The organism is Rhodococcus sp. NPDC004095, from assembly GCF_053604015.1.
The window spans coordinates 286,393-298,954 of the sequence record NZ_JBSGGS010000004.1 but is presented as its reverse complement, the minus strand read 5'-3'; the positions used below and the strand labels follow the sequence as shown (position 1 = coordinate 298,954).

The window sequence follows — 12,562 nt, the reverse complement described above, 5'->3', positions numbered from 1 at the left end:
GAGGAGGGGGATGGCGGTCGGCCGGGCGGTGACGATCGGTGCGGGTGTCTGCGCGGTGGCCGTGACGGTGTCGGCCTGTGGTTCGGGTGGCATCTACGGCATCCCGCTTCCGGGTGGCGCCGACATCGGTGCGAACCCGATGCACCTGACGGTGCAGTTCGACGACGTGCTCGACCTGGTTCCGCAGTCGACGGTGAAGGTCGACGGCGTTCCCGTCGGTCGGGTGGAGACGATCGAGGTACCGGACGACGGCTGGATCGCCGCGGTGGGTGTCGTGATGGATTCTGCGGTCGATCTCCCGGCGAACGCGGTGGCGAGTGTGCAGCAGACCAGTCTGCTGGGTGAGAAGTTCATCGAACTGACCGCGCCCGAGGTGGATCCGGCGACCGCCCGCCTGTCCGACGGTGCGACGATCCCGGTGGACCGGACCCGGCACGCCACCGACATCGAGCAGGTGCTCGGTGCGTTGTCGTTGCTGCTCAACGGTGGTGGTGTGGCGCAGCTGCAGCCGATCATCCAAGAGCTGTCGGCCGCCTTCGACGGTCGTGAGGACCGGGTGCGGTCGTTGCTGGATCAGGCCAACACCCTGATCGGCGGGCTGAACCGGCAGCGTGACGACATCGTCCGCGCGCTGGACGGTCTCGATGCTCTCAACGGTCGGGTGGTGGAGCAGACGGGGCAGATCGACAAGATCCTCGCCGAGATCCCGCCCGCGGTGCAGGTCCTGAACGAGCAGCGGCCGCAGTTCGTGCAGCTGCTCGGGCAGCTGGACCGCCTCGGACAGGTGGGCAGTGACGTGCTGGTCAGGTCGCGGGACAACCTGATCGCCGATCTGCGGGCGCTGCGGCCGACGTTGCAGGCGCTCGCGGACTCCGGGGACGACCTGGTCACGGTTCTGCCGCTGGTCCCGACGTTCCCGTTCCCGGACGGCGCGGAGAAGGTCATCCACGGCAACTCGATGAACCTGATCCTGACGGTCGACATGCGCCTGGGGCAGCAGTTGGAGGCTCTCGGCGTCGGTATGCCGGATCCGGTGTACGTCCCGCCGCCGCCGGGCTACAACGGGCACGTGCCGACGGTCGATCCGTCGAATCCCTACTACAACGGCAACGGACCGCGGCCGGGGTGGCCGACGGTGTCGCTGCTGCCGTTGCCGCCGATCGTTCCTGCTCCCGCGCCGCCGCCGGGTCAGCCGGTCGCTCCGGGGACCGAGCCGGTGTCCGGGAACGCGGCTGCGGCGCCGCAGAACCCGCTCAGCGGAATTCTCGAGAAGCTGGGGGTGGGTGGCCGATGAGGTCCCGATTGGTTCGGTTCCAGTTGATCGCGTTCATCCTGGTCGCGGCGGTGGGTCTGCTGTATGTGGGTGCCAAGTACGTGCGGCTGGACAACCTGCTCGGCTTCGGGCAGTACACGGTCACGGCCGACTTCGCCGACTCCGGCGGCATCTTCACCAACGCCGAGGTCACGTACCGCGGCGTGCCGGTGGGACGGGTCGGTGACCTGCACCTGACCGAGGACGGTGTGCGGGTGGACCTCGAGCTCGACGCGGGGGCGCCCGACGTGCCCGCCTCGGCGCGGGCGGTGGTCGCGAACCGGTCGGCGATCGGTGAGCAGTACGTGGACCTGCAGCCGACCAGCGAGGGCGCGCCGTACCTCGTGGACGGTTCGACCATCACCCGGCAGGACACGTCGATTCCGGTTCCGGTCGAGCAGGTCCTGTCGAGCGTGAACTCGCTGGTTCGGTCGGTTCCGTTGGACGCGCTGAACACCACGGTCACCGAGTTGGGTAGGGCCTTCGACGGTCGCGGCGACGATCTCCAGGTGCTGGTGGACTCGCTGAACTCGTTGTCCCAGGCGGGGATCGAGAATCTGCCGCAGACGTTGACGCTGATCCGGGACAGCAGGACGGTGCTCGACACGCAGTCGGTGCAGTCGTCGGCGATCCGCCAGTTCAGTGCGGATCTGAACCGGATCTCCGCGCAGCTGCGCGACAGCGATCCGGACCTGCGCCGGCTGATCGACACCGGGACCGCGGCCAGCACGGCGGTCGGGTCGCTGGTCGACACCGCGGGGCCGGCGTTGTCGAGCGACCTGCACAACCTCGCGTTGGTGTCGGCGGCGCTCGGGCCGCGATCGATCGCGCTGAACATCCTGCTCACGTTCCTGCCCGCGCTGGCGGCGGGCGCGAGCACGGCGGCACCGGGGGACGGCACCCTGCATCAGGGTCTGCTGCTGGAGACGAACAATCCGCCGCCGTGCACCCAGGGTTACGAGGGCACGCACGAGATCATCGATCGGATGAAGCGGGAGAACCCCGACTTCGACCCGACCCGCGACGACTTCCCGCTGAACACGCAGGCCAACTGCACGACACCGCTCGGCAGTGTCACCGGTGTGAGGTCGGCGAACCGGATCGTGTACGCCGATCCGAACACGCCGCAGCCGTGGGACGACAAGCCGAAGGTGGCGCCGGACGCGCTGAATCTCAACCCGATCGCGACGCAGCTCGCGACCCTGATGGGGATCACGCCGAAGTAGGGCCGGGGCGGGGCGCCGCGGTCGGCCGAGCGGCCGCAGCGCAGAAGTTACTTTCAAGTAGGGTGGAAATGTGATGCGTAGCACGACACTGCTCAAACCCGCCCTCGTGGTGGTGAGCGTCCTCGCCCTGGTGGCGTTGGGGTTCGCCGCCTGGTTCGGCTACGGCTGGGCGCACGCCCTGCTGAGCGACAAGCCCGCGGCCGAGGCCCGGGACGACGCGCTCACCGGTGCGCGGCAGGCCGCGATCAATCTCAACACCGTCGACTCGGCGAACCTGGATCAGACGTTCGCGAACATGGAGTCCTCGATCACCGGTGACGAGATGGTGGGCGCGCTGAACGAGACGAAGGACCAGATGGCCGAGCAGGTCCGGCAGACCGGCGCGAAGAGCGAGGCCCAGGTCGTCGACGCCGCACTCACCGACTTCGGTCGTGACGAGGGGACGGCGACATCGCTGGTGGTGCTGACGACCACCACAACGTGGCCGGACCAGCCGCCGAAGAAGGTGAAGGTGACGATGCGCATCGGGTTGACCGAGGTGGACGGGGTGTGGAAGGCGTCTCGAGTCGAGAACGTCGGAGCCCCGCTGGCCATGGATGCGGGCACCGCCGAGCCCGCCCCGGTGACGCCCGCCCCCGAGGCGCCTGCCCCCGCCCCCGACGACGCGAGCGGCGACGGACAGTAGTCCCTCGCGCCACGAGCTTTCCCGCGCTTGACAGGAGTATCAACGGTGCCCCCCACTCGTCGCAGCAACAGCACCCCGCAACCGAAGGGCCGACGTCCCAAGATTGCAGGTCAGCAACCATCCCGCCGCGTCCCGTCGGAGGACGCGGGGTCGGCGGGCCGGGCGGCGACCGAGCCCCCGGTGATCGAACCGACGGAGACCGACGTGGTGGGCGAGGCCCCGAATGCCGCCGCCGGGGCGGTCGACGAGGTGACGTCCGCCGTCGACAGGACGGGAACGGGGGAGTCGTCGCCCGGCACGCCGGACGCCGGCACGGTGCCGGTCGACGAGGCGGGGTCGGTCGACTCGACGACGGGCGGGACCGCGGTCGCCGCGTCGGTTCCGGAGACGGCGGCCCCGGGCCGGCCGGTCAACCGGACCAGCGCGTTGCGCCCGCGGCAGCGTTCGGCGGAGGACGTCGAGGTGGAGGACGCCGGCGATCCCGCGGCCGAGCGCCGGGGGTGGCGGCGGGTGGCTGTGATCGGCGTCGCCGCGCTGGCATTGGCGGCTTTCGCGCTGCTCGCAGCCTTCCGGTCCGGGGCCGACGTGTCCAACCGCGCGTGGGTGGACACGAGCGCGACGACGCAGGTGGCCGCTGCCGCCCGCGGAGCGATCCAGACCCTGTACACGTACAAGTTCGACACGGTCGACCAGGACTTCGACAACGCGCGCGCAGTGCTCACGGACAGCATGCGGACGGAATTCGACCAGACCGCCCAGGTCACGCGCGATGCGGTGATCCAGACGAAGACGGCGACGGAAGCGCAGGTCACCGACATCGGCGTGAAGCTGTTGAGCGACGATCGCGCGGAGCTGGTGGCGAGCATGAACGTCAGCGCGAGCAACGACGGCGTGGCGCAGGGGAGCGCCGCGGGGCCGCTGTCGGTGACGATGTCGAAGGTCGGCGACATCTGGCTGCTGTCCGACATCCGCGACCGCTGACCGCCGGTTCGTCCACAAAACCCCGGGTCGGTCTTGACGGAAGGCGCCTGAGGCGTCACTCTATTGGTCGAGACATGCGAGAGATCGCGGGTCCGGGTGGTCACGCGCCGGCGCAAATGGAGGCATCGGGCGCGGATAGTCATAGACCGCCGGGTTTCGTGAACTTCGAACTGATCCCTCACGCGGCGCCGCTCCGGTGGCGCCCGCTGCCGTTGATTGACTGTTGTCGACGAGACGAAATCGGGTGCTCGGCACTGCCCGGTTGTATTCTGCGCCGGTTTCCGGTACCTTTGGACGTTGCGCTGGCTGCCTCCTGTCCATCTCTCGCCCTTGCCGCATCGAAGTTTTTGCTTCCTGCGTGGTGTCGACGAGTTTCGTTCGGGTTGTGACCAGCGAATTCGCCCCACAGAAGAAGCAGATACAGCGGCGGTCGCACTCCAGCGAGCGGCCCGCGTGAGGTGCTGGAAGGACGCATCTTGGCAGTCTCTAGCCAGACCAAGGCCGGAATCCCCGGAGCCCCGAAGAGGGTCTCGTTCGCGAAAATTCGCGAACCCCTCGAAGTTCCGGGTCTACTTGATCTTCAGACCGATTCCTTCGAATGGTTGATCGGCTCGCCGGCATCCCGAGAGCGGGCCAAGGCTCGCGGCGACGAGGGTGCGACCGGCGGCCTGGAGGACATCCTGGCCGAACTGTCCCCGATCGAGGACTTCTCGGGTTCGATGTCCCTCTCCTTCTCCGACCCGCGCTTCGACGAGGTCAAGGCCTCCGTCGAGGAGTGCAAGGACAAGGACATGACGTACGCGGCGCCGCTGTTCGTCACTGCCGAGTTCATCAACAACAACACCGGTGAGATCAAGAGCCAGACGGTCTTCATGGGTGACTTCCCGATGATGACCGACAAGGGCACCTTCATCATCAACGGCACCGAGCGTGTCGTGGTTTCGCAGCTCGTCCGGTCCCCGGGCGTGTACTTCGACGAGTCCATCGACAAGGGCACCGAGAAGACGCTGCACAGCGTCAAGGTGATCCCGGGTCGCGGCGCCTGGCTCGAGTTCGACGTGGACAAGCGCGACACCGTCGGCGTGCGTATCGACCGCAAGCGGCGTCAGCCGGTCACCGTGCTGCTCAAGGCCCTCGGCTGGACCACCGAGCAGATCGCCGAGCGCTTCGGTTTCTCCGAGATCATGATGTCCACGCTGGAGAAGGACAACACCGCCGGTACCGACGAGGCGCTGCTCGACATCTACCGGAAGCTGCGTCCGGGCGAGCCGCCGACCAAGGAGTCCGCGCAGACCCTGCTGGAGAACCTGTTCTTCAAGGAGAAGCGCTACGACCTGGCGCGCGTGGGTCGCTACAAGATCAACAAGAAGCTGGGCGTCAACACCGGCCAGCCGATCACCGCGTCGACCCTCACCGAGGAAGACATCGTCGCGACCATCGAGTACCTGGTGCGTCTGCACGCCGGCGACCAGTCGATGACCGTGCCCGGTGGCGTCGAGGTGCCCGTCGAGGTCGACGACATCGACCACTTCGGCAACCGTCGCCTGCGTACCGTCGGCGAGCTGATCCAGAACCAGATCCGCGTGGGCCTGTCCCGCATGGAGCGCGTCGTGCGTGAGCGGATGACGACCCAGGACGTCGAGGCGATCACGCCGCAGACCCTGATCAACATCCGCCCGGTCGTCGCCGCGATCAAGGAGTTCTTCGGAACGTCCCAGCTGTCGCAGTTCATGGACCAGAACAACCCGCTGTCGGGCCTGACCCACAAGCGCCGCCTGTCGGCGCTGGGCCCCGGCGGTCTGTCCCGTGAGCGCGCCGGCCTCGAGGTCCGCGACGTCCACCACTCGCACTACGGCCGCATGTGCCCGATCGAGACCCCTGAGGGTCCGAACATCGGTCTGATCGGTTCGCTGTCGGTGTACGCGCGGGTCAACCCGTTCGGTTTCATCGAGACCCCGTACCGCAAGGTCGAGGACGGCCAGGTCACCGACGAGGTGCACTACCTGACCGCCGACGAGGAGGACCGCCACGTCGTCGCCCAGGCGAACTCGCCGGTCGACTCGTCCGGTCGCTTCAGCGAGGACCGTGTCCTGGTCCGCCGTAAGGGTGGCGAGGTCGAGTACGTCGCGTCCTCGGACGTCGACTACATGGACGTCTCGCCGCGGCAGATGGTCTCGGTCGCGACCGCGATGATTCCGTTCCTCGAGCACGACGACGCCAACCGCGCGCTGATGGGCGCGAACATGCAGCGTCAGGCCGTGCCGCTGGTCCGCTCCGAGTCGCCGCTCGTCGGCACCGGTATGGAGCTGCGTGCCGCGGTCGACGCCGGCGACGTCATCGTCACCGAGAAGACCGGTGTCATCGAGGAGGTGTCCGCGGACTACGTCACGGTGATGGCCGACGACGGCAGCCGCAAGACCTACCGCCTCAACAAGTTCGCCCGCTCCAACCAGGGCACCTGCAGCAACCAGCGTCCGATCGTGGACGAGGGCCAGCGGGTCGAGTCCGGCCAGGTGCTGGCCGACGGTCCCTGCACCGAGAACGGCGAGATGGCGCTCGGCAAGAACCTGCTCGTGGCGATCATGCCGTGGGAGGGCCACAACTACGAGGACGCGATCATCCTGTCGCAGCGCCTCGTGGAGGAGGACGTGCTCACCTCGATCCACATCGAGGAGCACGAGATCGACGCCCGCGACACCAAGCTCGGTGCCGAGGAGATCACCCGGGACATCCCGAACGTCTCCGACGAGGTCCTCGCCGACCTCGACGAGCGCGGCATCGTCCGGATCGGTGCCGAGGTCCGCGACGGTGACATCCTCGTCGGCAAGGTCACCCCGAAGGGCGAGACCGAGCTGACCCCGGAGGAGCGCCTGCTGCGCGCGATCTTCGGTGAGAAGGCCCGCGAGGTCCGCGACACCTCGCTGAAGGTGCCGCACGGTGAGACCGGCAAGGTGATCGGCGTCCGCGTGTTCTCGCGCGAGGACGACGACGACCTGCCCCCGGGTGTCAACGAGCTGGTCCGGGTGTACGTGGCGCAGAAGCGCAAGATCCAGGACGGCGACAAGCTCGCCGGCCGGCACGGTAACAAGGGCGTCATCGGCAAGATCCTCCCGCAGGAGGACATGCCGTTCCTGCCCGACGGCACCCCGGTCGACATCATCCTGAACACCCACGGCGTCCCGCGTCGTATGAACATCGGTCAGGTCCTCGAGACCCACCTCGGCTGGATCGGCAAGACCGGCTGGAACGTGCAGGTCGCCGGCGACGGCACCCGCCCGGACTGGGCGGCGAGCCTGCCCGAGGAGATGCTCTCGGCTCCCGCCGACTCGAACATCGCCACCCCGGTGTTCGACGGTGCCAAGGAGGACGAGCTGACGGGTCTGCTCGGCGCGACGCTGCCGAACCGTGACGGTGAGCAGATGGTCGGGTCCGACGGCAAGGCGACGCTGTTCGACGGCCGCTCCGGCGAGCCGTTCCCGTACCCGGTCTCGGTCGGCTACATGTACATCATCAAGCTGCACCACCTGGTCGACGACAAGATCCACGCCCGTTCGACCGGTCCGTACTCGATGATCACGCAGCAGCCGCTCGGCGGTAAGGCCCAGTTCGGTGGCCAGCGCTTCGGTGAGATGGAGTGCTGGGCCATGCAGGCCTACGGCGCGGCGTACACACTGCAGGAGCTGCTGACCATCAAGTCGGACGACGTGGTGGGTCGCGTGAAGGTGTACGAGGCGATCGTCAAGGGCGAGAACATCCCCGAGCCCGGCATCCCCGAGTCGTTCAAGGTTCTCCTCAAGGAGCTCCAGTCGCTGTGCCTGAACGTGGAGGTGCTCTCCAGCGACGGTGCCGCCATCGAGATGCGTGACGGCGATGACGAGGATCTGGAGCGCGCGGCCGCGAACCTGGGCATCAACCTGTCCCGGAACGAGGCTGCGACGGTCGACGACCTCGCCAACTAGGAGCCGACCCGGTGGGGAGCGTGAGCTCCCCGCCGGGGCCCGGCAGCAATAGCGAACTAGCAGCAATTTCAACCCGAACAGGGGAAAGGAAGTTACGTGCTCGACGTCAACTTCTTCGATGAACTCCGTATCGGTCTCGCCACCGCGGAGGACATCCGGCAGTGGTCCTACGGCGAGGTCAAGAAGCCGGAGACCATCAACTACCGCACGCTCAAGCCCGAGAAGGACGGCCTCTTCTGCGAGAAGATCTTCGGCCCCACCCGGGACTGGGAGTGCTACTGCGGCAAGTACAAGCGCGTCCGCTTCAAGGGCATCATCTGTGAGCGCTGCGGCGTCGAGGTGACCCGTGCGAAGGTGCGTCGTGAGCGGATGGGCCACATCGAGCTCGCCGCCCCCGTCACCCACATCTGGTACTTCAAGGGTGTGCCGAGCCGCCTCGGCTACCTGCTGGACCTGGCGCCGAAGGATCTCGAGAAGATCATCTACTTCGCCGCGTACGTGATCGTCGGTGTCGACGACGAGCTCCGCCACAACGAGCTGTCCACGCTCGAGGCGGAGATGGAGGTCGAGAAGAAGACCATCGCCGACCAGCGCGACGCCGATCTCGAGGCCCGCGCCCAGAAGCTCGAGGCCGACATCGCCGAGCTCGAGGCCGAGGGCGCAAAGTCCGACGTCCGCCGCAAGGTCAAGGACGGCGGCGAGCGTGAGATGCGTCAGCTCCGCGATCGCGCCCAGCGTGAGCTGGACCGGCTCGAGGAGATCTGGACCACCTTCACCAAGCTGGCCGTCAAGCAGCTGATCATCGACGAGAGCATCTACCGCGAGCTCGTCGACCGCTACGGCGAGTACTTCACCGGCGCGATGGGCGCGGAGTCCATCCAGAAGCTGATGGAGAACTTCGACATCGATGCGGAGGCCGAGAACCTTCGCGAGACGATCCGCAGCGGCAAGGGTCAGAAGAAGCTGCGCGCGCTCAAGCGGCTCAAGGTCGTCGCTGCGTTCCAGCAGTCCGGCAACTCGCCCATGGGCATGGTTCTCGACGCCGTCCCGGTGATCCCGCCGGAGCTGCGTCCGATGGTGCAGCTCGACGGTGGCCGCTTCGCGACCTCCGACCTCAACGACCTGTACCGCCGCGTCATCAACCGCAACAACCGCCTCAAGCGACTGATCGACCTCGGCGCCCCCGAGATCATCGTCAACAACGAGAAGCGGATGCTGCAGGAGTCCGTGGACGCGCTGTTCGACAACGGTCGTCGTGGCCGGCCGGTCACCGGTCCGGGCAACCGTCCGCTCAAGTCGCTGTCCGATCTGCTCAAGGGCAAGCAGGGCCGGTTCCGTCAGAACCTCCTCGGCAAGCGCGTCGACTACTCGGGCCGTTCGGTCATCGTCGTCGGCCCGCAGCTCAAGCTGCACCAGTGCGGTCTGCCGAAGCTGATGGCGCTCGAGCTGTTCAAGCCGTTCGTGATGAAGCGTCTGGTCGACCTGAACCACGCGCAGAACATCAAGTCCGCCAAGCGCATGGTCGAGCGTCAGCGCGCCCAGGTGTGGGACGTCCTCGAAGAGGTCATCGCCGAGCATCCCGTGCTGCTCAACCGTGCACCCACGCTGCACCGCCTCGGCATCCAGGCCTTCGAGCCGCAGCTCGTCGAGGGCAAGGCCATCCAGCTGCACCCGCTCGTGTGTGAGGCGTTCAACGCCGACTTCGACGGTGACCAGATGGCCGTGCACCTGCCGCTGTCTGCGGAGGCGCAGGCCGAGGCCCGCATCCTGATGCTGTCGTCGAACAACATCCTGTCGCCGGCGTCGGGTCGCCCGCTGGCCATGCCGCGTCTGGACATGGTCACCGGTCTGTTCCACCTGACCCGTCTGGACGAGGGTGCGACCGGCGAGCTGACCTCCGCCACCTCGGAAGGTCCCGAGCAGGGCGTCTACTCCTCGCCCGCCGAGGCGCAGATGGCCGTCGACCGGGGTGCGCTGAAGGTGCAGTCCAAGATCAAGGTGCGCCTGACCACGCAGCGTCCGTCCAAGGAGATCGAGGACGCGCTGTTCGGCGACGAGGGCTGGAACTACGGTGACGCCTGGGTCGCCGAGACCACCCTCGGCCGCGTGCTGTTCAACGAGCTGCTCCCGGCGGACTACCCGTTCGTCAACGAGCAGATGCCGAAGAAGCGGCAGGCGACGATCATCAACGATCTCGCCGAGCGGTACCCGATGATCGTGGTCGCGCAGACCGTCGACAAGATGAAGGACACCGGCTTCTACTGGGCCACCCGCTCGGGCGTCACCGTGTCCATCTCGGACGTTCTGGTGCCGCCGGAGAAGGCCCAGATCATGGAGTCCTTCGAGGCGCAGGCCGATCAGATCGAGAAGAAGTACCAGCGCGGCGCGCTCAACCACGCCGAGCGCAACAGTGCACTCGTCAAGATCTGGTCCGAGGCCACCGACGAGGTCGGCAAGGCCATGGAGGCCCACTTCCCGGACAACAACCCGATCCCGATGATCGTGAAGTCCGGCGCGGCCGGCAACATGACGCAGGTTCGGTCGCTGGCCGGTATGAAGGGCCTGGTGACGAACCCGAAGGGTGAGTTCATCCCGCGTCCGATCAAGTCCTCCTTCAAGGAGGGCCTGACGGTTCTCGAGTACTTCATCAACACGCACGGTGCTCGTAAGGGTCTGGCCGATACCGCTCTCCGCACCGCCGACTCGGGTTACCTGACCCGTCGTCTGGTGGACGTCTCGCAGGACGTCATCGTCCGCGAGGTCGACTGTGGCACCGAGCGCGGCATCATCACCACGATCTCGGAGAAGCAGCCGGACGGCTCGGTCATCCGCGACGCGCACGTCGAGACCTCGACGTACGCCCGCACCCTGGCCGCCGACGCGGTCGACGAGAACGGCAACGTGATCGTCGAGCGTGGCCACGACCTGGGCGACCCGGCGATCGACGCGCTGCTCGCCGCCGGCGTCACCGAGGTGAAGGTGCGCTCCGTGCTCACCTGCACCACCGGCACCGGCGTCTGTGCGACCTGCTACGGCCGCTCGATGGCGACCGGCAAGCTCGTCGACATCGGCGAGGCCGTCGGTATCGTCGCCGCCCAGTCGATCGGTGAGCCCGGTACCCAGCTGACCATGCGTACGTTCCACCAGGGTGGCGCGGCCGGCGCGGCCGACATCACCGGTGGTCTGCCGCGTGTCCAGGAGCTGTTCGAGGCCCGCGTCCCGAAGGGCAAGGCCCCGATCGCCGACGTCACCGGCCGGGTGCAGCTCGAGGACGGCGACCGCTTCTACAAGATCACCATCGTCCCGGACGACGGTGGCGAAGAGGTCGTGTACGACAAGCTGTCCAAGCGTCAGCGTCTGCGCGTGTTCAAGCACGACGACGGTTCCGAGCGCCTGCTGGCGGACGGTGACCACGTCGAGGTCGGCCAGCAGCTCATGGAGGGTGCTGCCGATCCGCACGAGGTGCTGCGCGTGATGGGCCCGCGCCAGGTGCAGATCCACCTGGTCAACGAGGTGCAGGAGGTGTACCGGAGCCAGGGTGTGTCGATCCACGACAAGCACATCGAGGTCATCGTGCGCCAGATGCTGCGCCGCGTGACGATCATCGATTCGGGTGCGACGGAGTTCCTGCCCGGTTCGCTGGTCGAGCGTGCCGAGTTCGAGAACAGCAACCGTCGCGTCGTCGCCGAGGGCGGCGAGCCGGCGTCGGGTCGTCCGGTGCTCATGGGCATCACGAAGGCCTCGCTGGCGACCGACTCGTGGCTGTCGGCGGCGTCCTTCCAGGAGACCACTCGCGTGCTGACCGACGCGGCGATCAACTGCCGCTCGGACAAGCTGATCGGTCTCAAGGAGAACGTCATCATCGGCAAGCTGATCCCGGCCGGCACCGGCATCAACCGGTACCGGAACATCCAGGTTCAGCCGACCGAGGAGGCGCGCGCCGCGGCCTACGCCGTGCCGTCGTACGACGACCAGTACTACAGCCCGGAAGGCTTCGGCCAGGCGACCGGCGCTGCGGTTCCGCTGGACGACTACGGCTTCGGTAGCGACTACCGGTAAGCGTTTCGCGCAACAGCCGAACGGCCCCGCACTCGATCGCGAGTGCGGGGCCGTTCGGCGTTCCGGCGCTATGTGGGGTACGGGCCGGGAGCCGTCCCGTACGCCGGGCGGGCCTGCCGGCGCCGAGCCGCCTTCACTCTCGCCCGGGTGACACGGGCCGCGTCCCGGTCGCGTTCGCGGGCGGTCCCGGACACCGCCGCCGCGTAGAAGTCCATCGAACCGTCGCCGTTCAGGCCGAGTACGAGGACGACGCACAGCACGGCAGCGGCGACGAAGAGAACCGACATTCGAATCACCCCTTCTGGGGTTCGGGTGCGTCACATGCGTGGTGGTGGGCTGC

At 67.5% G+C, this 12,562-nt stretch carries 7 protein-coding genes; 6 read left to right on the top strand and 1 reads right to left on the bottom strand.

What is annotated here, in order from left to right:
• The first annotated feature begins 10 nt into the window (after window positions 1–10).
• The 6 genes from ACWEPG_RS09655 to ACWEPG_RS09630 all read left to right on the top strand — a co-directional run bounded on the left by ACWEPG_RS09655 (window position 11) and on the right by ACWEPG_RS09630 (window position 12,222).
• The gene (locus ACWEPG_RS09655) at window positions 11–1,294 is read left to right on the top strand and encodes an MCE family protein (protein ID WP_450135930.1); all 1,284 of its coding nucleotides are present in this window, start codon (window positions 11–13) and stop codon (window positions 1,292–1,294) included.
• Window positions 1,291–2,538: an MCE family protein gene (locus tag ACWEPG_RS09650; RefSeq protein WP_450114438.1), complete on the top strand. Its 1,248-nt coding sequence runs from the start codon at window positions 1,291–1,293 to the stop codon at window positions 2,536–2,538. The genes ACWEPG_RS09655 and ACWEPG_RS09650 overlap by 4 nt, the downstream gene beginning before the upstream one ends.
• A 73-nt stretch (window positions 2,539–2,611) precedes the next feature.
• Window positions 2,612–3,223 carry a hypothetical protein gene (locus ACWEPG_RS09645; protein WP_450114439.1) on the top strand — a complete coding sequence of 204 codons (612 nt, stop codon included), beginning with the start codon at window positions 2,612–2,614 and terminating at the stop codon, window positions 3,221–3,223.
• A gap of 180 nt (window positions 3,224–3,403) precedes the next feature.
• A complete protein-coding gene (locus ACWEPG_RS09640; protein WP_452594321.1) occupies window positions 3,404–4,204 on the top strand; it encodes a hypothetical protein in 801 nt (266 codons plus the stop codon).
• Window positions 4,205–4,662: 458 nt separating this feature from the next.
• Entirely contained in the window at window positions 4,663–8,163 is a 3,501-nt protein-coding gene (gene rpoB / locus ACWEPG_RS09635) for a DNA-directed RNA polymerase subunit beta (RefSeq protein WP_450114441.1), read from the top strand.
• Window positions 8,164–8,259: 96 nt separating this feature from the next.
• On the top strand, window positions 8,260–12,222 hold the full coding sequence (locus ACWEPG_RS09630; RefSeq protein WP_450135934.1) for a DNA-directed RNA polymerase subunit beta': 3,963 nt from the start codon (window positions 8,260–8,262) through the stop codon (window positions 12,220–12,222).
• Window positions 12,223–12,290: 68 nt separating this feature from the next.
• Here the strand turns inward: ACWEPG_RS09630 and ACWEPG_RS09625 are convergent, their stop codons facing one another.
• Window positions 12,291–12,509, bottom strand: a complete 219-nt coding sequence (locus tag ACWEPG_RS09625) for a hypothetical protein (RefSeq protein WP_452594320.1) — start codon at window positions 12,507–12,509, stop codon at window positions 12,291–12,293.
• Window positions 12,510–12,562 lie beyond the last annotated feature (53 nt).